Genomic DNA, 20,545 nt, shown 5'->3' with positions numbered 1-20,545 from the left:
AAGGCAGGCCCCACGCCAACCGACCAGACCGGAAACGAAACGGGCCCACCGCCTACCGACCGGACCCGAAACAAGGCAGGCCCCACGCCAACCGACCAGACCGGAAACGAAACGGGCCCACCGCCTACCGACCGGACCCGAAACAAGGCAGGCCCCACGCCAACCGACCGGGCCGGGTGCGGGACGGGTCCCCCGCCGACCGACCGGGCCGGGATCTCGACAGACCGCAACGAGCCCGACCGGACGGACCACACGCCCGAACCCGAGCGCGCACACCGAGCCGGGAACGCGGCAGGCGGCCCTCCACCGGCCGCCCGGGTGCGGAGCGAGACCGGCCTGGATCCCTCGCGGGGAGAGCGGGCCGGCGCGAGCGAAGCGGGCTTCCCGTGGAGCGACCGGGCCGGGAAGGCGGCGGACTCCGCGTGGAGCCGCCGGGCCGTGGCGGCGGCGGACGGGGGCCGGGCGGTCGGGGCAGCGGGCGCGGCGAACCAGCCGCGTGCGAAACCGGCGGAGCACGGAATGGGCCTGCCCCGCACCGCCGGGGAGGGAAGCGCGACGGAGCACCATGCGGAGCCCGTCCGCACCCCCTCGGCAGGGCAGGCGGGGAGCCGGCCGCCCCCGGCCGGGAGCATCACGGACCGGCCGCACCCGTCGGAGGGCAGCGTGGCCGAACAGCCGCCGGAGGGCAGCGTGGCCGAACAGCCGCCGGAGGGCAGCGTGGCCGAACAGCCGCCGGAGGGCAGCGTGACCGAGCACCCGCCGGAGGGCAGCGTGGCCGAACACCCGTCGGAGGGTGGCGTGGCCGAACACCCGTCGGAGGGTGGCGTGGCCGAGCAGTCGTCGGCAGCGCCGTGGGATACGGGCCTGGGGCGCGCGGTTCCCGGCCGGGTGGGGAGCGGAGTGGCGCAGGCCGCGCCCGAGGTCGTCCTGGTGCCGGACACCGCCCTGCCGCTCGACGCCGTGCCGAGGGTGCTCGTCTCGCACGGATGCTGGTACCCGTCGGCCGACCCCGGAGGGCGATATGTCGCGTTCATCTGCGACCGGGGCGGGGTGCCGCAGTTGTGGGCGGGGCCGGTCGACGGTGACGACGTGCATCTGCTGGACACCGAGCTGGATCCGGTGACCGAGGTCGCCTGGTCGCCCGACGGACGGTGGATCGCGTACACCACCGCACCGGGCGGCAGCGAGCACACGCGCGTGCTGTGCGTACGCCCCGACGGCACGGGGCGGCGGGTCCTGGCGGGTGGCGAGCCGGGGAGTTCGGCGTACCTCGGCTGCTGGACGCACGACGGTTCGGCGCTCGCCGTGACGGTCGCCGAGGCCCCCACGCACCTTCTCCCGGCCGGTGCGGAGGCCGGCGCCGGACACGCCGGGCTGAGCGGGTTGCTCGGTCCCGGCGCGGGCGCCGCATCCCCCGTCTCGCTCGCCTCCGACGCCGCCGCGACGGTCCACCCGGAAGGCTGGACCGTGCGGGACGGCCGCGCCACGCTCCTGGGCGCACCGTCCCGCCCGGCGCCGCCGACGACCCGCGTCACCGGCGTCTCCGCCGCCGCGGACTCCGGTGCGGCCCCGGCCGAACCCACGCCCAGGACCCTGTCGGCGTACCTCGTCGACCCCGACGGCTCGGCCGCCCCCGTACTGCTGGCGAGCGAACGGGAGGCCGCCACCCTGCGCGTGTGCGACATCAGCCGGGACGGTCGGCTGGCCCTGGTGCGCCGGGGACCGCGGGCGCGGCGAGAAGCCCTGGTGGTGCGCACCCGGGATCTGCGGGTGACCTGCGCGGTGCCGGTCGCCGACGGCGACCCGTGGATCGGCGCGTTCGCGCCGGACGGCCGCACGCTGTGGCTGCGCAGCGACCACGACCGTGAGCACGCCGCCCTGTACGCGGTCGCACTCGACCAGCGGGGGCGGCGGCTCAGGCTGACGGTGGCCGCCCAACGCGACGGAAGCGGGCTGGAGTTGCTGACCGTGGACCGCGACGGCCGCGGCGCCGTGATGTCCTGGAACGTGCGCGGGGTCAGCGAGCTGGAGGTGGCCCCGCTGGTCCCGGTCCCCGGGAAGGCCCGCGGTCCGTCGCGTGCCGTGCGGCTCCCGCACGAGGTCGTCACCCGGGTGGCCGTCACCGCCGACCCGGACGCGCCCGTCGTGGCGCTGTCGGGATCGCTGCGGCGGCCCGGTGTGTGGTGGCTGCCCCAGGGCGCCGCGCTGCGCACCCCGTGGTCCTCGCGCGACGAGGACGTCGTCGCCCCCGGCGTCCACCGTCCGGTACGGCCGGTGGCGGTGCGCCCCGTCGCCCGGGACGGACTGGACCTCGGCGGCTGGTACTACCGTGCGCCGGGCCGCTCGCCGAGGGAGCCCGCCCCCTGCGTCCTGCATCTGCACGGCGGCCCGGAGGAGCAGGAGCGCCCGGTGTTCGACCCGCTCTACCACGAGCTGCTGGGCCGGGGCCTGGACGTCTTCGCCCCCGATGTGCGCGGCTCCTCCGGTTACGGCCGTTCCTTCGTCGACGCGGATCTCGGGCGGGGCAGGTTCGCCGCGATCGACGACGTCGCCGACTGCGCGGCGCACGTCCTCCTGGAGGGCCTGGCCGACCCGCTCCGGCTGGCCGTGATGGGCCACTCCTACGGCGGCTATCTGGCGATGGCGTCCCTCGTGTGGCATCCGGAACTGTTCCGCACCGGCGTCCCGGTGTGCGGGATGTCGGACCTCACGACGTTCTTCGCGGGCACCGAGCCGTGGCTGGCGCAGTCGGCCGCGCACAAGTACGGGCATCCGGAACGCGACCGTGAGCTGCTGTACGCCCTGTCGCCGATGAGCCGCGTCGACGCGCTGCGCGTGCCGGTGCTGGCCGTGCACGGCGAACACGACACCAACGTGCCGCCCGGCGAGTCCGAGCAGTTCGTGCGGGCGGCCCGGGAGCGCGGGGTGGAGGCGGAACTCCTCGTCCTGCGCGACGAGGGTCACGACTTCCGGCGCGCGGACAACCGCCGTGCCTTCCGCAGGGCCGCGGCCGACTGGATCCAGCGTCACCTGACCGGCTGACGCAGGCGTTCCGCTTCCCCGACCACCGGCGTCCCGTGCCCTCGACCACGCGGTTTCGGGCGCGCGCCCTCCGGGCACCCGTGCCAGGCTTGGGAACGGCTGTGGACGGTGCGGTCGGGATGCGGCGGCAGGGCGAGCGAGGAGGTCCGGACATGACCGAAGCCGGTACGGCGGCGACCGGCACGGGCGGAACCGCCCGCTGGGAGAACCAGTGGTACGGGCCGCAGCCGAACGTGGCCCAGGCTGCCGGATACGCCGACGCCCCGCCCCGCATGGGCTTCTTCACCGACACCTCCGTGTGCATCGGCTGCAAGGCCTGCGAGGTGGCGTGCAAGGAGTGGAACTCGGTTCCGGAGGACGGCCTCGAGCTGACCGGCATGTCGTACGACAACACCCGGGGGCTCGGCGCCGACACCTGGCGGCACGTGGCCTTCATCGAGCAGCGCAAGCCTCTGGGCGGTCAGGAGCCGGGGGTGGACCACGGCGGTTTCGACGCGTTCGAGGCCGCCCGGCAGCTCGGCTCCGCTCCCTCCGCATCCTCCCCCGGTCCGGGGGCCACCGTCCCCCCGCCGGAGTCGTCCCCCGCGGGCGCGGCGGCCGGCACGATCTCCCCCGTGTCGCCCGACGGGCGGACCGAACTGCGCTGGCTGATGTCCTCCGACGTGTGCAAGCACTGCACCCACGCGGCCTGCCTCGACGTATGTCCCACCGGGGCGCTGTTCCGCACCGAGTTCGGCACCGTCGTGGTTCAGCAGGACGTGTGCAACGGCTGCGGCTACTGCGTGCCCGCCTGCCCGTACGGGGTCATCGACCAGCGCAAGGAGGACGGCCGGGTCTGGAAGTGCACCCTTTGCTACGACCGGCTCGGCGTCGGCATGGAACCGGCCTGCGCCAAGTCGTGCCCCACCGACTCCATCCAGTTCGGCCCGCTGGACGAACTGCGCGAACGGGCGGCCGCCCGGGTGGCGCGGCTCCACGCGTCCGGCGTGACCGACGCCCGGCTGTACGGCGAGAGCCCGGACGACGGGGTCGGCGGCGACGGCGCGTTCTTCCTGCTGCTCGACGAGCCCGAGGTGTACGGCCTGCCGCCCGACCCGGTGGTCACCACCCGGGATCTGCCCGCGATGTGGAAGCACGCGGCGACCGCCGCCGTGTCGCTCGCCGCGCTGGCCGTCGCCGCTTTCGTCAGGAGGCCCCGATGACCGGATCGGACGTCCCTCGCGACGGCGTCGAGGGGGCGCGGCCCGGCCGGGACGCCCCGATCGGCGCAAAAGCCGGGCGCGGACGGCACCGGCGCCGCCGCGGACGCGGCGAGCGGTCGATGGTGCCCGAGGCCCGGTTCTCCTCTTACTACGGCCAGCCGGTCCTGAAGAGGCCGACCTGGAAGTCCGTCGACATCGCCGGCTACCTCTACCTCGGTGGCCTCGCCGGGGCATCGTCGCTGCTGGCGGCCGGGGCGCAGGCCACGGGGCGGCCCGCGCTGGCCCGGACGGCGAAGCTGGGAGCGGCGGGCGCGATCTCCGGCTCGCTGGTCGCGCTCGTGCACGACCTCGGGCGGCCCGCCCGTTTCGTCAACATGCTGCGCGTCTTCAAGCCCACCTCGCCCATGAGCGTGGGTTCCTGGCTGCTGGCCGGGTACGCGCCACTGTCAATGGCCGCGGCGGCCGCCGACGTCGCGGGCCGCTACCGCGTCGCGGGCGCCGCCGCCACCGCGGGCGCCGCCGTCCTCGGCCCGGCGGTCGCCACCTACACCGCCGTACTGATCTCGGACACGGCGGTGCCCTCGTGGCACGAGGGCTACCGGGAGATGCCCTTCGTGTTCGCCGGTTCCGGCGCCAGTGCGGCCGCAGGGCTGGCGCTGGCCTGTGTGCCGGCCGCGCAGGCGGGACCGGCCCGCCGTACGGCGCTGCTCGGCGCCGCGCTGGAGATGGCCGGGTTCCGGCTGATGAAGAGCCGGATGGGCCTGGCGGCCGAGCCGTTCGAGCAGGGCACGGCGAACCGGCTGCTGAGGGCGGCGGAGTCGCTCACGGTGGGCGGCGCGGCGCTGGCGGCGGTCACCGGGCGGCTGCGCGGCCGGGGTCCGGCCGTGGCGGCCGGGGTGGCCCTGCTGGCCGGCTCCGCCGCGCTCAGGTTCGGCGTGTTCCACGCCGGGGTGGCCTCCGCGGAGGACCCCAGATACACCGTCGTACCGCAGAGGGAGCGGTTGCGGGTCCGAGCCGGATGACCGGACGGGCCCCGTGCCGGACGACCGGACAGAAGGAGACCAGGCCCATGCCCTGCCGTCGGCGGGATCGGGGATGCCGTCCCCGCCGAGCTGCGCGAGGATGTGTCGCAGGAGCACTCGTGACACCGTGCCGCGCCGGCTGAGGCGCCCGCGGCGAACGCGCGGCGGACAGGGCCGCGCGGACGACCGGAGGACACCGAGCAGCAGTACCGAAAGGGCTCCATCTCATGGGTGTACGCACATGGATCGACTCCTGGCCGGTCTACCGCCAGCTCAAGGGCACCGATCCCCTGGGCCGCGGAGCGGCCGCCAAGAGCGGGCCCAGCGCCCGGCTCAGCCCCCGGGTCGCCTCCGCGGACCGGGTGGTGAAGTCGATCTGCCCGTACTGCGCGGTGGGCTGCGGCCAGAACGTCTACGTCCAGGACGAGCGGGTCACGCAGATCGAGGGCGACCCGGACTCCCCCGTCTCCCGCGGCCGGCTGTGTCCCAAGGGCGCGGCCAGTCTTCAGCTGACCACCGGCGGCGCGCGTGAGCACCAGGTGCTGTACCGGCGCCCGTACGGCACCCGGTGGGAGCGGCTCGACCTCGACACGGCGATGGACATGATCGCCGACCGGGTGATCGGGGCCCGGCGCGCCGGCTGGGAGTGGGAGGTCGACGGCACCCGCACCCGGCGCACGATGGGCATCGCGAGCCTGGGCGGGGCGACGCTGGACAACGAGGAGAACTATCTGATCAAGAAGCTCTTCACGGCGCTGGGCGCGATCCAGATCGAGAACCAGGCGCGTATTTGACACTCCTCCACCGTTCCCGGTCTGGGAACCTCGTTCGGCCGCGGCGGCGCGACCACCTTCCAGCAGGACCTCCAGAACTCCGACTGCATCGTCATCCAGGGCTCGAACATGGCCGAGTGCCATCCGGTCGGGTTCCAGTGGGTGATGGAGGCCAAGGCCCGTGGCGCCAAGGTGGTCCACGTCGACCCGCGGTTCACCCGGACCAGCGCGCTGGCCGACGTGCACGTGCCGCTGCGCGCGGGCTCGGACATCGCCTTCCTCGGCGGGATCATCAACTACGTCCTGAGCAACGACAAGTACTTCCGCGAGTACGTCGTGGCCTACACCAACGGGCCCGTGGTGCTGCGGGAGGACTTCAAGGACGCTGAGGACCTCGACGGCGTGTTCTCCGGCCTCGACCCCGACGGCCGCAGGTACGACAACACCAGCTGGCAGTACGAGGGCATGGAGATGCGGGCGGCCTCCGGCCAGCGCGACCAGGGCTACGAGAGGCGCGCCGGCCGCCGCAGCCTGGTGAGCGAGTCTGCGCGCGGCGAGGCCCACGGGGCGGGCGGCCCCGACATCGGCGAGGGCCGGCCCGAACGCGACGAGACGATGACCCACCCGCGGTGCGTGTTCCAGGTGCTCAAGCGGCACTACGCCCGCTACACCCCGGAGATGGTCGAGCGGATCTGCGGGGTGCCGCAGGACCTGTTCCGCCAGGTGTGCGAGCTCGTCACCGAGAACTCCGGGCGGGAGCGCACCACCGCGTTCGCCTACGCGGTGGGCTGGACCCAGCACACCGTGGGGGTGCAGTACATCCGCGCCGCCGCCGTGCTCCAGACCCTGCTCGGCAACATCGGCCGGCCGGGCGGCGGCATCATGGCCCTGCGCGGGCACGCCTCCATCCAGGGGTCGACGGACATCCCCACCCTGTTCGACCTGCTGCCCGGCTACATCCCGATGCCGCACGCGCACCACGAGGACGATCTGGACTCCTTCGTCAGGGGCGAGGCGGCGACCAAGGGCTACTGGGGCAACATGCGCGCGTACCTGGTGAGCCTGCTCAAGGCGTACTGGGGTGACGCGGCGACGCCCGAGAACGACTTCTGCTTCGACTACCTGCCGCGGCTGACGGGCTCCCACTCCACCTACGAGACGGTGACGGCCCAGATGGAAGGCGTCTGCAAGGGCTACTTCCTGCTGGGCGAGAACCCCGCGGTGGGCTCCGCCAACGCCAAGATGCAGCGCCTGGGCATGGCCAACCTGGACTGGCTGGTCGTGCGCGACTTCTCGCTCATCGAGTCGGCCACCTGGTGGAAGGACGGCCCGGAGATCGAGACCGGGGAGCTGCGCACGGAGGACATCCGCACCGAGGTGTTCTTCCTGCCGGCCGCCGCGCACACCGAGAAGGACGGCAGCTTCACCAACACGCAGCGGCTGCTGCAGTGGCACGACCAGGCCGTCGAACCGCCCGGCGAGGCGCGCAGCGACCTGTGGTTCACCTTCCACCTCGGCCGGCTCGTCCGGCAGAAGCTCGCGGAGTCCACCGACCCCATGGACCGGCCGGTCCTCGACCTGGCCTGGAACTACCCCACCAGGGGCGAGCAGGCCGAGCCGGACGCGGAGAGCGTCCTCGCCGAGATCAACGGCCGCGACGCCAAGGGCGACCCGCTGGCCTCCTACGAGCAGCTCGCACCGGACGGATCCACCACGTGCGGCTGCTGGATCTACTGCGGTGTGTACGCCGACGGTGTCAACCAGGCCGCCCGCCGCAAGCCGGGCCGGGAGCAGAACTGGGTCGCCAACCAGTGGGGCTGGGCCTGGCCCGCCAACCGCCGGGTCCTGTACAACCGGGCCTCGGCCGACCCCGACGGCAGGCCGTGGAGCGAGCGCAAGGCGCTGGTGTGGTGGGACGAGGACGAGGGGCGGTGGACCGGCCACGACATCCCCGACTTCGCCAAGGACAAGGCGCCGTCCTACCAGGCGCCGCCGGACGCCACCGGCGGTCAGGCGCTGTCGGGCGGCGACCCGTTCGTGATGCAGGCCGACGGCAAGGCGTGGCTGTACGCGCCGGCCGGCCTCACCGACGGCCCGCTGCCCACCCACTACGAGCCGCAGGAGTCGCCGTTCCCGAACCTGCTGTACGGGCAGCAGCGCAATCCGGTGCGGTTCGTGACGCGGTCGCTCCCGGACAACCGCTACGGGCCCAGTGCCGGCGAGCCGGGTTCGGAGGTGTTCCCGTTCGTGGCCACCACCTACCGGCTCACCGAGCACCACACGGCGGGCGGCATGTCGCGCTGGCTGCCGTATCTGGCGGAGCTGCAACCGGAGTTCTTCTGCGAGGTGTCGCCGGAACTGGCCGCCGAGCGCGGTCTGGAGCACACCGGCTGGGCGACGATCGTCAGTGCCCGGGCCGTCATCGAGGCACGGGTCCTGGTCACCGACCGGATGCCGCCGCTGACCGTACACGGCCGCACCCTGCATCAGGTGGGCCTGCCCTACCACTGGGGCCCGAACGGCTACAGCACCGGCGACGCGGCCAACGAACTGCTCCACCTCTCCCTCGACCCCAACGTCCACATCCAGGAGGCCAAGGCGTTCGGCGTCGACATCCGCCCGGGCCGCCGCCCCAGGGGCCCGGCCGCCGTGGCGCTGGTCCGCTCCTACCAGGCGCGAGCGGGTATCGACGAGCACACCGGAACCCAGCTCTGACCCGCGGCCGGCGCGGGGCTCACCTCAGCACGACGGAGTGGGCCCCGCGCGGGACCAGTTCGCCGATCACCGGATGGCCGGGGATCTCCCCCGCGATGAGGAGGCCGCCGGAGGTCTGGGCGTCGGCCAGCAGGAGGCGGGTGTCGGCGTCGGTGTCGCCGAAGTCGGTGAACGGCTCCACCCAGGCCAGGTTGCGCCGGGTGCCGCCGCTGACGTAGCCGTCGCGTACGGCCTCGCGGGCACCGCCCAGGTAGGGCACGGCCGCCGTGTCGATCACCGCCGTCACGTCCGAGGCGCGGGCGAGTTTGTGCAGGTGGCCCAGGAGGCCGAAGCCCGTCACGTCGGTGGCGCAGGAGGCTCCGGCGGTCAGGGCGGCGGCGCAGGCGTCCCGGTTGAGGGCCACCATGGTGGCCACGGCCTGCTCGAAGCGCTCGCCGGTGGCCTTGTGACGGTTGTTCAGGACGCCCAGGCCGAGCGGTTTGGTCAGGGTCAGGGGCAGCCCGGGCCGACCGGCGTCGTTGCGCAGCAGCCGGGCCGGGTCGGCCAGGCCGGTGACTGCCATGCCGTACTTGGGTTCGGGGTCGTCGACGCTGTGCCCGCCGCCCACGTGGCAGCCGGCCTCGGCGGCGACCTCCTGCCCCCCGCGCAGCACCTCGCGGGCCAGCTCGAAGGGCAGCACGTCACGCGGCCAGGCCAGCAGGTTGACCGCCAGGACGGGGCGGCCGCCCATCGCGTAGACGTCCGACAGGGCGTTGGCCGCGGCGATGCGCCCCCAGTCGTAGGGGTCGTCGACGACGGGGGTGAAGAAGTCGGCGGTGGACACCACCGCCTGCGCGGCGCCGCCCCGCGCGGGCAGCGTCACGACGCCCGCGTCGTCGCCGGTGGCCAGGCCGACCAGCAGCAGGGTGTCCCCGGCGGCCGGCGGCACCGTCGGCAGTCCGCCGAGCACGTCCTCCAGCTCGCCCGGCGGGATCTTGCAGGCGCAGCCGCCGCCGTGGGCGAACTGGGTGAGCCGTACGGGGGTTTCATGGGTGGCGGTCACGCTGCGTCTCCTGGTCTCGGTGGTCTGGGCTCCTCGCCCCGGTGTTCCGGCGCGGGGTGTCCGGGACCCGCCGCGCCCGCGCCGTCCCCGCCGGCCTCCGGTAGCCTGGCGGCCGGTGGAGGCGTGTGGGTGCCTGGTGGCCCTCCCGGTCTTCAAAACCGAGGTGTCCGAGGATCTCGGGCAGGCGGGTTCGATTCCCGTCCGCCTCCGTTCTTCTCCGTGTCCGGACGACAGCGTCTGTGCTGGTCGTCCACTCGTTCCGTGTGTCCGTGGGCGTCGAGGAACTCCAGGAGCGGCACGGCGACTCTGCGGGTGGTGTCGAGGGCCTTGCGGGCCTCGCTGAGCGTGAAGGGCTGGGGCAGGAGGCGAAGCACCGCGGCGGCCTCGGCGTCGGCTCCCGGCAGCAGCACGATCCCGTCGCCGACCCTCAGCAGAGCGCCCGCGGAGACCGCCGCGGCCACGGCTTTGCGGTCGAGTCCCAGGGCGGTGAGGCGAGCGGCCTCGGGGGCACGGAACGGTGCCGTCTCCAGCTCGCGCCGCACCGAGTCGACGGCCTCCCGGACCGGCGGTGGCAGGGTGGGACCGACGCTGTCGGGCCGGTACAGGCGGCCTTCGCGTCGCAGCAGGCGGGGCTCGCCCGGCGCCGCGGCGAGGGCGTTCACCAGCGCCCGGTCGGGCAGGTCCAGCAGGTGCCGGGCCGCCTCGCCGGGCAGTCCCGGCTCCATGGGGTGCAGGCGTGCGTGCTCCGCGACCTCGGCGGCCAGCCTCTCGCGCAGCCGGGCCCAGTGGGCCTTGTCGGCCAGCCAGTCCCCGGTGACCGGCCCGGTGGGCGGCGGGATACCCATGGCCAGCAGTCGGGAGCGGCGGACGAGTCCACGGCGCCGCAGCTCCGCCGCTCCGTCGGGGCGGTCCGTCATCGCGGCCAGTACGGCGGCCCTGGCCCGTCCGGCGCCCCGCCGGGTCAGGTCCGGCGGGCACACGTCGAGCACGGTCACACCGCAGGGTCTCCGCCCGCCGCCGGGTTCGCGCAGGACGGCCCGGTCCCCGACGCGCAGGGGCAGTGCGGGGCGCAGGGTCAGCCGGGCGGTGTCCTCGCCGAGGGGGCGGACGGTCACCGCGACGGCCGCCGTGCCGATGTGCAGGGTGATGCTCCGGGGCAGCTCGCCGACCGGCTCGCCGGTGACGCGCACGTCGATCCGGTCGGTGAACAGCCAGCGGTCCGGCGCCAGCAGCACCTTCCCCCGCCGCAGTTGCCCGGCGAGGGGGCCGTGCACGTTGACCGCGACCCGCGCCACGCCGCTGACGGCACTGTGGTCCTGTTGCAGGCACTGGAGCCCGCGCACCCTCAGCGTGTGCGCGCCGGCCCCGTTCACCAGCCGGTCGCCGACGCGCAGGGTCCCCGCGCCGAGCGTGCCGGTCACGACGGTGCCGTGCCCGCGCGCGGTGAAGGCGCGGTCCAGCCACAGCCGTACGTCCGCGTCGGCGGGCGGCACGGGCAGTGCGCGGGTCATCCGGGCCAGTTCGGTGCGCAGTTCCTCCAGTCCGGCGCCGGTCACCGCGCTCACCGCGACGGACGGCACGGTCCCGAGCGAGGTCCGGGACAGCCGCTTGACGGCCTCGGCCCGCACCGGCTCGGGGTCGGCCAGGTCGCTGCGGGTCACGGCGAGCACCGCGTGCCGTACACCGAGCGCGTCGAGGATCGCGAGGTGTTCCTCGGACTGCGGCTGCCAGCCCTGGTCTGCGGCGACCACGAACAGCACGGCGGGCACCGGGCCGACTCCGGCCAGCATGGTGGCCACGAACCGCTCGTGGCCGGGTACGTCGACGAAGGCGAGGCGTTCTCCCCCGGCGTCCGGCGGCGTCCACACGAAGCCGAGGTCGAGGGTGAGTCCCCGGCGCCGCTCCTCCTCGTAGCGGTCGGGTTCCATCCCGGTCAGGGCCCGTACCAGGGCGGACTTGCCGTGGTCGACGTGCCCCGCGGTGGCCAGCACTCGCATGACCCCTACCTCTCCGCCGCCGACCGCACGGCCTCGGCGAGGCGTTCGTCGTCCCCCGGCGGCACCGCACGCAGGTCCAGCAGGCACCGCCCGGCCTCCAGGCGCCCCACCACGGGCACCTCACCGGTGCGCAGGAGGGCGGCGTACGGCTCCGGCAGGGACAGCGCCGCGCTGGGCAGCGTCACGCCCGGCGCCCCGCCGCCGCCGACGGTGGCGGTCCCGACGACGGCCCGGACGTCCTCGACCCCGGCGGCGCCCAGTTCGGCGGCGAGGTGTTCGGCCCGCCGCATGAGCCCTGCGGCGTCGGCGGTCAGGAAAGCGGCCGTCGGGGTCCGGGGGCCCGTCAGGGTCGCCTCCAGCGCGGCCAGGGTGAGCTTGTCCACGCGCAGGGCACGGGCCAGGGGGTGCCGGGTGAGGGTGCGCAGGAGTTCCGCGTCGCCGAGGAGCAGTCCGCACTGGGGGCCGCCGAGCAGTTTGTCGCCGCTCGCCGTCACCAGGGCCGCGCCGGACCTCAACTGGGTCTCGGCGTCGGGCTCGTCGAGCAGCAGCGGATGGGGCGCGAGCAGTCCGGAGCCGATGTCGGCCACCACCGGAACGCCCAGCGCCGACAGATCGCCGACACCGGCGGCCCGAGTGAAGCCGGTGATGCGGAAGTTGGAGGGGTGGACCTTCAGGACGAACGCCGTGCCGGGGCCGATCGCGTCGGCGTAGTCTTGGACGGTCGTACGGTTCGTGGTGCCGACCTCGCGGAGCCGGGCCCCGGTGGAGACCAGCAGATCCGGCAGCCGGAAGCCGTCCCCGATCTCCACCATCTCACCGCGGCTGATGACGATCTCCCGGCCCGCGGCGAGCGCGGTGGCGGCGAGGACGAGCGCGGCGGCGCCGTTGTTGACGACATGGGCCGCGGCGGCGGACGGCACCCGGCCGCACAGCGCGTCCAGGGCCGTACGGCCCCGGCGGGCGCGGACGCCGGTGCGCAGATCGAGTTCGACGTCCGTGGGCCCGGCGGCGTCCTGCACCGCCTGCCGGGCCGCGGCGGACAGGGTGGCGCGGCCGAGGTTGGTGTGCAGCAGGACCCCGGTCGCGTTGATCACCGGACGCAGCCCGCCGCCCACCCGCGGCAGCAGCGCCACGGCGGTATCCGCCACCTGCTCGGGGGTGATGGCGCCCTGGCGTGCCCGGTCCTGCGCCTGCCGGACCGCGGCCTTCACCGGGGCCGGACCGAGCCGCGCCGCCGCGTCCACCAGGCGCGCGTCCCGCAGGACGGCGTCGGTACGGGGGATGCGTCGGCGGGCATCGCTCACCGCACGGTCATGGCCGGTCCGGCCGTGACCGGTCGGGCCGGAACCGCGGGCGTCCGCACCGGTCTCCTGGCCCGCCCGCTGCCCCGTGACCTGTTGCTCCACCTTGCCTCTCCGTCCACAGACCGACCTCGTGGGGGTGTCAACGCCCGCCCATGGTCTCCCAGTGCCCGCGGCCGTCCGCACGACACGCCGTACGAGAGGTCGGGCTTCCGCGCACCCGCTGCCCGGCCGGTCCCCCGGGCAGCCGCTCGGGGCCGGACGACGCGTCCCGGCCACGACTCGAGCTACGACCAAGGCCGTTGCTCCAGTCCAGCTCCAGCCACGACCACGGTGACCAGGGTGGCCGCGGGGCGCGGCCCCGTCGGGGCGGTCAGCCGGCGGTGTGTTCGGTGCGGAGCCGTATCTGCTGCTCCAGGCGGCGCAGGCTGCTGTCGAGGGCGTCGCAGGCGGCGCGCTCGCCCGGATCGTAGCGGTCGTCGAAGAACGACAGGTGGACCGTCACCTCGCTGGCGCCGCTGCCGATGCCCGCGACCTGGAGCCAGCCCGCGTAGCCGCCCTGTTCGCGGGTGCCCCACTCGATCCGCATCTGGTCGCGTTGGGCGCGCAGCTGGGCGGCGGTGTCCCGGTCCGCGTGGTCCTCGTGCACCGTGACGGCGGGGGGCTCCTCCGCGTGCACGTGCAGTTCGCCGGGCAGCCAGGCCTCGAACCGGCCGACGTCGGCGGCCTCGTCGAAGACGTACTCGGGCTGAGCGGGCATCGTGCGTGAACGTTCGTACTCGGCCATGACGGTACCGTTCCTCCGCTCGGGGGTCGTACGACGAACGCGTGCCCCTTCTGCCGCGGCCGAAAAGCGCCGGCGCCGGAAACGGCTCGTAGGCGGGACGTCAGGGCGGGGCGGGCCGCAGTGCGCGCAGCACCGCCCAGGTGACGGAGACGAACGGGACGGCGACCACGGCACCGATCACACCCGCGACGATGCCGCCCGCGATGACGGAGACGGCGACGACGAGCGGGTGCAGGCGCACCGCCCAGCTCATCACCACAGGGTGCAGCACATGTCCTTCGAGCTGGCCGATGACGACGATCAGGGCGAGCACGGCCACCGCGGTGAGCGGGCCGCGCCCCGCGAGGGCGACCACCGTGGCCACGCCGAGCGCGACCGGTGAGCCGATCAGCGGCACGAACGTGGCGAAGAACTCCAGCAGCGTCAGCGGCAGCGCGAGCGGTACGCGCAGCACCAGCAGGACGACACCGACGAGTACGGCGTTGGTGGCCGCCACGATGATGATGCCGCGCGTGTACCCGGCGAACGTCCGCCAGGCGGCCTGCCCGGCCCGGTCCCACACCGGCTGGGCCCCGCTGGGGAGCAGCTGGTCGCGCACCCACCGCCAGAGGTTCTCGCCGGAGTGGATGAAGAAGACGGAGGAGAAGACCGCGAGGGCGCCCGCCGTGACCAGTTCGACGAGTCTGCCGAAGCCGCTGAGCGCGCTGCTGAGGAGCCCGGCGCGGTGGGCGGACAGGTAGGACAGGACCTGTCTCTGGAGATCGGACAGTTTGTTCTGGCTGAGCCGGAACGGCGGGCGCTGGAGCCACTGCTCGATCCTGTGGATACCGCCGCCGAACTCGCCCGCGAGCTTCGCCGACTCCCCCGCCACCGCGTTGCCCACGAGCGCCAGCAGGGCGAACAGGAGCAGCAGACTGCCGACCAGGGCGACGGCGACGCACAGCGCTCGGGGCAGGAAGCGGTTCAGCAGGTCGGTGAGGGGGCGCAGGATCGAGGTCATGACCAGGCCCAGGAACAGGGCCACGGCGATGAGCTGGAAACGGCCGAGGACGGTGAAGACGCCGTAGACGACGACGCCGACGAGGATGAGGCGCCAGGCGTAGGCGGCGGCGACCCGCAGCCAGGGCACGGTGCTCTCGGCCTTCGGGACCATGGGTGCGGTCCGGGCGCGCGGCGGGAGGCGTACGGAGCGCGCCGGGCGGCTGCCGGGCACCCGGCCCGCGGCCCGGCGCCCGCGGCCCGGCCCGCCCGCCGGAGCGCCCGCACCAGCCACCGCGCCTCTCCTTCCGGGCCGGCCGTCCCGTCCGGGCCGTCACACCCGGACCGCCGGACCGCGCCGCCTTCGACATCGCCTGTCGAGCGCCGGTGAGCACCCTTGAGGCGTCTTGAGCCCTCTTGAGCACCGTAAGGGCTGGTCGGGCGGGGGCAGGGGTGCAGTTCGCCCGGGTGGGCGGTCATCGGGGGCATCAGGGGGAACGGGTGCCAGTCCGGCGCACGGCGCGGTGCGGGTGGGCCGGGGCGACCCGACCCGTCACGGCGGTGTCTGCTCCAGCAGTTCGGGGCCGTTGTTGCGGACGCTGTTGACGGCCGGGGAGACGGGCCGGGCGCCGAGCCTGCCGTCCGCGGGCGGGCTCAGCAGCGCCCGCAGTTCGCCGGGGTCCTGATGGCGGGGGTCGAGCCAGGCGTCGTAATGCTCCGGGGTGAGGGCCAGCGGCATCCGGGGGTGGACGCGGCCGGCCTCGTCGGTGGCCTCGGTGGTGATGATGGTGCACGTGGTCAGCCAGGCGGCGGGGTCGTCGTCCCGCGCCACGTGCGGGTCGCGCCAGTACGCGTACAGGCCGGCGAGCGCCATCAGCGCGCCGTCCTCGGGGCTGATGTAGTACGGCTGCTTGCGGGTCCTGCCGGTGTCGGCGGACTTGATCTGCTGCCATTCGTAGAAGCCGTCGGCGGGCAGCAGGCAGCGGTGCCGCACGAAGGCGCGGCGGAAGGCCGGCTTCTCGTGCACGGTCTCCACCCGGGCGTTGATCATCCGGGCGCCGGCCTTCACGTCCTTCGCCCAGGACGGGACCAGCCCCCAGCGCAGCGGCCGCAGCTCCCTGCGTACGGCGGCCGCGGTGCGGTCCTCGCGCGGGGCGCGTTCGAGAACGGCCCACACCTCGTCGGTCGGGGCGACGTTCCAGCTCGGCGCCAGCACCTCCGCCGGGCGCCACTCGGTGACCCGGAAGTGCCGGACCAGGTCCTCCGGACCGCGGGCGGAGACGTAGCGACCGCACATGGGGCCAGGGTGCCACGGCGGCACGGCCGCGGTCGGGAGCGCCTCACGGGGCGGGGAGGCGGTGGGGGCTCTCCCGCCTGATGGGGGCTGACTGGTGGGGGCTGACGGGGACTGGTGGGAACTGACGGGGTCTGGCGGGGTCTGGCGGGACCTGGTGGGGACGGGCGGGACTGGCCGGGACGGGCGGGACTGGCCGGGACGGGCGGGACTGGCCGGGACGGGCGGGACTGGTGGGGCTCACGCCTCCGGTGCCGGCAGGGTCACCTCGAAGCGGCAGCCGCCAGGGATGTTGCGTACGGCGGCCCGGCCCTGGTGGGCCTCGACGATGCCGCGGACGATGGCCAGGCCCAGGCCCGCTCCCGCGGGGGGTGTGCGGGCGTGGGTGCCGCGCCAGCCGGTGTCGAAGACGCGCGGAAGGTCCTCCTCGGGGATGCCGCCGCAGCCGTCCGTGACGGAGAGGACGACCCCGCCGGGGGAACGTGCGGCGGCGACCGCGACCGTGCCGTCGGCGGGGGTGCGGCGGATCGCGTTCACCAGCAGGTTGCCCAGCACGCGACTCATCTCCTTGCCGTCCACCTCGACCGGCACCGGCTCGACGTGGTCGGCCACGAGGTGGACGCCGAGTTCCCTCGCCAGCGGGTCCGCCCCGGCGAGCGCGTCGCCGACCAGGTCGTACACGGAGATCCGGGAGCGGGTGAGGGCCAGGGAGCCGGCGTGTATGCGGGACAGCTCGAACAGGTCGCCCACCATGTCGTTGAGGCGCTCCACCTCGGTGCGGATCTGCCGGAGGTAGCGGTCCGGATCGGCGGCCACCCCGTCCTCCAGCGCCTCGGACATGGCGCGCAGTCCGGCGAGTGGGGTGCGCAGGTCGTGGGAGATCCAGGCGACGAGCTCCCGGCGGGAGGACTCCAGGGCACGCTCACGCTCCCGGGCCTCGGCGAGCCGGGCACTGGTGGCCGCCAACTCGCGGCTCAGCGACTCAAGTTCGGCGGTCGCCGGACGGTGGGGCGCGGCGAAGTCGCCGTGGTCGCCGAGCGAGCGGGCCGCGCGGGCGAGCTCGCGGCTGCGGGCCACGACCCAGCGGCCCAGGAGCAGCGCGGTGGCCAGGGACACCACCGCCGCCATCGCCACGACGGTGGTGACGACGGACAGGTCGTGTGCGGACAGGAACATCGCCTGGGCCACGGCCAGGGTGCCCGTCAGCATCGCGCCCACCGCCACGGCGGCGACCACGGCGAGCGAGGCCGTCAGCGAACGCCGCCGGATCAGCCGCAGCGCACCCGCGCCGACCAGACCCGCCACTGCGGCGCCGAGGAAGGCGTAGAAGGCGATGAACAGGTTGTCCCGCACTGTCAACTCCCGTCGTGCCCGGTGGGGTCGAACCGGTAGCCCACGCCCCACACGGTCTGGATGAGGCGGGGACGGGCCGGGTCGGCCTCGACCTTGCCGCGCAGCCGCCGGACGTGGACGGTGACCGTGGAGAGGTCACCGAAGTCCCATCCCCACACCTCGCGCATCAGGTCCTCGCGGCTGAACACCCGGCCGGGGTGGCGCAGGAAGAAGGAGAGCAGGTCGAACTCGCGGAGGGTGAGCGCGAGTTCGGCGCCGTCCCTGGTGGCGCGGCGGCCGGCCGGGTCCACGGCGAGTCCGGCCGCGGCGAGCGGCCGCGGCGCGGTGGCGGGCCGGGTGCGGCGCAGCACCGACTCCACCCGCAGGACGAGCTCGCGGGGGCTGAACGGCTTGGTGACGTAGTCGTCGGCGCCGACCTCCAGACCCAGGATGCGGTCGTCCTCGTCGCCGCGGGCGGTGAGCATGATGACCGGCACCGGGCCGCGCCCGCGCATCCGGCGGCACACCTCCAGTCCGTCCATGCCCGGCAGCATCAGGTCGAGCACGACCAGGTCCGGCCAGTGCGCGGCGGCCCGGGCGAGCGCGGTCGGCCCGTCCGCGGCACGGTCGACGACATGGCCCGCGCGGTCCAGGTAGCCGGAGACGATCTCGGCGACCGTGGCATCGTCCTCGACGACCAGTACCCGCGCCGCCCCGGTCGGCCGCCGCTCGCCGGACCCGGCACCCGTGGACTCGTAAGACTCCTGCATGCCTCCAGCGTGGCACCACCCCCACGCTCACGCCGCCCCCGAGCGCTCCCCGCCCTCGGACGTCCGCATTCCGTAAGGAAGCCGGGCCGGACGAGCGTGAGGCACCTCACGGGAAGGTCACGAATACGTATCGGACATTCCACGCTTCATTCTTCACACCAGGCACACATGTTCGCTAAGTTGACGACCAGGCCGCACGATTGCCTCCGGCGAGTCGCGTCGGATCGTGCGACCTCCGCCGAGTCCGGTACGCCCCCACAGCAGCCGGAGCCGGGGAACCGACCAACCTCGGGGTGAAGCGGCTCAACTGTCCCTCCGGACAAGGGCCGTAGGGCACGCCTTCCACAGAACGTCCGCCCGATGCCGAGAGCAGAACCGGTAGGCGGCCCATGGGAGGAGTGCGTCTTCCTTGACGCGGGAACGACCGAGCGACGACAGGCCCAGCCGCGCCGAGGTCCAGCAGCGGATCAGCAGCCTCTACGACCAGGCGGAGAACGCCACGGGGAATTTCAACGCCACGCGCGCGATGAGCAAGAGCGCACGTACGCGGCGCGGTTCGGCTGCCTTGGGCGGTTCCGGGGGATCCGATCCGGCGATCGATCGGGTGGCCAGGAAGTGGTTCGACGTGGGGCGTGCCCAGTTGGGTCCGACCATGCCCGCGGTCCTGCCGCCGGACCGTATGCCCAACTCGGCCAACTCCCCTTCCGTCGCGCCGAGTAGGCGTCCGGCGGAGGTCCGCGAGGGACTGGGCCTCGAGGCGGGCAGGGCGCCTCGGCCGGAGCTGACCGCGGGCCCGGCGGGCCCGGTGCCCGAACTGCCGGCGGCGGTACGGGACACCACTCCCCCACCGGAATTGCCCGCCGCACCCACCGCCACCGTGGCCGCCTCCCCCGTGGCGGAACTGACCGCCCGCTCCATGGTGCCGCCTGCCACCGGAACGGCGGGACCGGTGCCCACAGGCACCATGGAAGTACTCCCCAACAGGACCATGCAGCCGCCGCCCACCGGCACCATGGGAGTACTCCCCGTCGGCATCATGCAACCGCCACCCACCGGCGCAATCGACTCGCTGCCGAACGGGACCACAGGGATACTCCCGACGGGAACCATGGAAGCGCCGACCACCGGCACCATGGGAGTACTCCCCGCCGGCATCATGCAACCGCCACCCCCCGGCAACATGCAGGCGCCGACCACCGGCACCATGGAAGCCCTCCCCAACAGCACCATGCAGCCGCCGCCCACGGGGACCATGGGGACCCTCCCCGCCGACATCATGCAGCCGCCGCCCACCGGCACCATGGGAGTACTCCCCGTCGGCATCATGCAACCGCCACCCACCGGCACCATGCAGCCGCCGCCCACCGGCACCATGGAGGCGCTCTCCGCCGGGACCCTTGAGGCGTCGGCCACCGGGGCCATGGAGGTGCTCAGCACCGGAAGTCCGGGCACCGCGACCCCGCCCGCGGGCCCCGTCGCGGGGTTTGCGGGCGTGGCCGAGGCGGGTCGTGAGGTGGTCGGCGGGGCGGGTGTCTCGGTCGCGCGCCACCGGCAGGGCGCGGTGCGGCGGCCCGCCAAGGAGCGGATGCGGAACAAGCTCGCCCTGGCCGGCGAAATGCTGTCCAGGCACGCCGCGCAGCAGAGCGCGCCGCCGCCCGCCGCCGTCGGGGCGCGCCCGGCCGAGGAGCCCCGGCCCGCGCCTCAGCCGGAGGCGGCGCAGTGGCAGCAGCACGCCACCGGACTGTTCGACACGACCCCGCCGCTGGACGGCAACTCGCTCTTCGACGCCAGCCAGGCCGGCGGCCCGGGAGCGGCGGGCGAGCCGGGGGCCGCCACCGGCCCCGACCCCGCCACCGGCCCAGGCGTCGGCGTCGGCGTCGGCGACAGCCCGTTCTCGGCCTACGAGCGGAAGGCCGCCAAGGCGCTGGCCTTCGCCCGCGCCCAGATCGGCAAGCCGTGCGTGTGGGGGGCCACCGGCCCGGGCTCCTACGACTGCTCGAGTCTCACCCAGGCCGCCTGGCGGGCCGCCGGGGTGGCGCTGCCCCGTACCACCCACGAACAAGTCGGCTCCGGCGCGGCGATCCAGCTCGCCGAACTGGAGCCGGGGGACCTGATCTTCTTCTACGGCGAGGTCAGCCACGTGGGCCTGTACGCGGGCAACGGCACCATGGTCCACGCCCCGAGTCCGGGCGCGTCGATACGCGAGGAGTCGATCTTCTTCGCCGGCCCACGGGCCATTCACAGCGCGATACGTCCGGCCTGAGCCGTCACGGCCGTCACGGGTGGGGAG

Annotated in this window: 12 protein-coding genes, 1 tRNA gene, 1 pseudogene and 1 riboswitch; of the genes and pseudogenes, 6 read left to right on the top strand and 8 right to left on the bottom strand. The window is 74.5% G+C overall.

Features of this window, described 5'->3' with window-relative positions; all coding sequences use genetic code 11:
- The first annotated feature begins 888 nt into the window (after positions 1 to 888).
- From ACFY3J_RS21535 to fdh, 4 genes are all read left to right on the top strand, one after another.
- Positions 889 to 3,042, top strand: a complete 2,154-nt coding sequence (locus ACFY3J_RS21535; protein ID WP_390841539.1) for a S9 family peptidase — start codon at positions 889 to 891, stop codon at positions 3,040 to 3,042.
- 152 nt (positions 3,043 to 3,194) lie between these two features.
- The gene (locus ACFY3J_RS21530; protein ID WP_384182006.1) at positions 3,195 to 4,244 is read left to right on the top strand and encodes a 4Fe-4S dicluster domain-containing protein; all 1,050 of its coding nucleotides are present in this window, start codon (positions 3,195 to 3,197) and stop codon (positions 4,242 to 4,244) included.
- Positions 4,241 to 5,266, top strand: a complete 1,026-nt coding sequence (gene nrfD / locus ACFY3J_RS21525; protein WP_390841502.1) for an NrfD/PsrC family molybdoenzyme membrane anchor subunit — start codon at positions 4,241 to 4,243, stop codon at positions 5,264 to 5,266. Before ACFY3J_RS21530 ends, nrfD begins: the two co-directional genes overlap by 4 nt.
- 227 nt (positions 5,267 to 5,493) lie before the next feature.
- Positions 5,494 to 8,754: a formate dehydrogenase gene (fdh, locus tag ACFY3J_RS21520; protein ID WP_390841500.1), complete on the top strand. Its 3,261-nt coding sequence runs from the start codon at positions 5,494 to 5,496 to the stop codon at positions 8,752 to 8,754.
- Between the two features lie 19 nt (positions 8,755 to 8,773).
- On the opposite strand, the gene selD is transcribed toward fdh, so the two are convergent.
- Complete coding sequence (gene selD / locus ACFY3J_RS21515; protein WP_390841499.1) at positions 8,774 to 9,796, bottom strand: selenide, water dikinase SelD; 1,023 nt, start codon at positions 9,794 to 9,796, stop codon at positions 8,774 to 8,776.
- A gap of 117 nt (positions 9,797 to 9,913) precedes the next feature.
- On the opposite strand from selD, the gene ACFY3J_RS21510 reads away from it, so the two are divergent.
- A tRNA-Sec gene (locus ACFY3J_RS21510) sits at positions 9,914 to 10,006 on the top strand.
- Positions 10,007 to 10,044: 38 nt separating this feature from the next.
- On the opposite strand, the pseudogene ACFY3J_RS21505 reads toward ACFY3J_RS21510, so the two are convergent.
- The 7 genes and pseudogenes from ACFY3J_RS21505 to ACFY3J_RS21475 all read right to left on the bottom strand — a co-directional run.
- A pseudogene (locus tag ACFY3J_RS21505) lies at positions 10,045 to 11,793 on the bottom strand (SelB C-terminal domain-containing protein); the annotation flags it as partial.
- Between the two features lie 5 nt (positions 11,794 to 11,798).
- Positions 11,799 to 13,097 (bottom strand): L-seryl-tRNA(Sec) selenium transferase, encoded by a 1,299-nt coding sequence (selA, locus tag ACFY3J_RS21500; protein ID WP_390841538.1) that lies wholly within the window; start codon positions 13,095 to 13,097, stop codon positions 11,799 to 11,801.
- 370 nt (positions 13,098 to 13,467) lie between these two features.
- On the bottom strand, positions 13,468 to 13,881 hold the full coding sequence (locus ACFY3J_RS21495; RefSeq protein WP_390841498.1) for an SRPBCC family protein: 414 nt from the start codon (positions 13,879 to 13,881) through the stop codon (positions 13,468 to 13,470).
- A gap of 100 nt (positions 13,882 to 13,981) precedes the next feature.
- The gene (locus ACFY3J_RS21490) at positions 13,982 to 15,154 is read right to left on the bottom strand and encodes an AI-2E family transporter (protein ID WP_390841497.1); all 1,173 of its coding nucleotides are present in this window, start codon (positions 15,152 to 15,154) and stop codon (positions 13,982 to 13,984) included.
- A 258-nt stretch (positions 15,155 to 15,412) separates the two neighbouring features.
- Positions 15,413 to 16,156, bottom strand: coding sequence for an SOS response-associated peptidase (locus ACFY3J_RS21485; RefSeq protein WP_390841496.1), 744 nt, complete (start codon positions 16,154 to 16,156; stop codon positions 15,413 to 15,415).
- Positions 16,157 to 16,393: 237 nt separating this feature from the next.
- Positions 16,394 to 17,506 (bottom strand): sensor histidine kinase, encoded by a 1,113-nt coding sequence (locus ACFY3J_RS21480; RefSeq protein WP_390841495.1) that lies wholly within the window; start codon positions 17,504 to 17,506, stop codon positions 16,394 to 16,396.
- A 2-nt stretch (positions 17,507 to 17,508) separates the two neighbouring features.
- The gene (locus ACFY3J_RS21475) at positions 17,509 to 18,255 is read right to left on the bottom strand and encodes a response regulator transcription factor (RefSeq protein WP_384182030.1); all 747 of its coding nucleotides are present in this window, start codon (positions 18,253 to 18,255) and stop codon (positions 17,509 to 17,511) included.
- A gap of 226 nt (positions 18,256 to 18,481) precedes the next feature.
- A riboswitch (cyclic di-AMP (ydaO/yuaA leader) is annotated at positions 18,482 to 18,656 on the top strand.
- A gap of 8 nt (positions 18,657 to 18,664) precedes the next feature.
- Here ACFY3J_RS21475 and ACFY3J_RS21470 point away from each other — a divergent pair.
- Entirely contained in the window at positions 18,665 to 20,518 is a 1,854-nt protein-coding gene (locus tag ACFY3J_RS21470; protein ID WP_390841494.1) for an NlpC/P60 family protein, read from the top strand.
- Positions 20,519 to 20,545: the final 27 nt, after the last annotated feature.

Source organism: Streptomyces sp. NPDC001231 (genome assembly GCF_042896885.1).
GTDB lineage: Bacteria > Actinomycetota > Actinomycetes > Streptomycetales > Streptomycetaceae > Streptomyces.
Note: the sequence above shows the minus strand (reverse complement) of the source record. Positions and strands in the feature narration are given on the sequence as shown.

Bases quoted from the DNA above. Each gene is read 5' to 3' on its own strand.
- ACFY3J_RS21530 (WP_384182006.1), top strand. From the start codon at position 3,195: ATGACCGAAGCCGGTACGGCGGCGACCGGCACGGGCGGAACCGCCCGC.
- ACFY3J_RS21495 (WP_390841498.1), bottom strand. From the start codon at position 13,881: ATGGCCGAGTACGAACGTTCACGCACGATGCCCGCTCAGCCCGAGTAC.
- nrfD (WP_390841502.1), top strand. From the start codon at position 4,241: ATGACCGGATCGGACGTCCCTCGCGACGGCGTCGAGGGGGCGCGGCCC.
- ACFY3J_RS21485 (WP_390841496.1), bottom strand. From the start codon at position 16,156: ATGTGCGGTCGCTACGTCTCCGCCCGCGGTCCGGAGGACCTGGTCCGG.
- ACFY3J_RS21475 (WP_384182030.1), bottom strand. From the start codon at position 18,255: ATGCAGGAGTCTTACGAGTCCACGGGTGCCGGGTCCGGCGAGCGGCGG.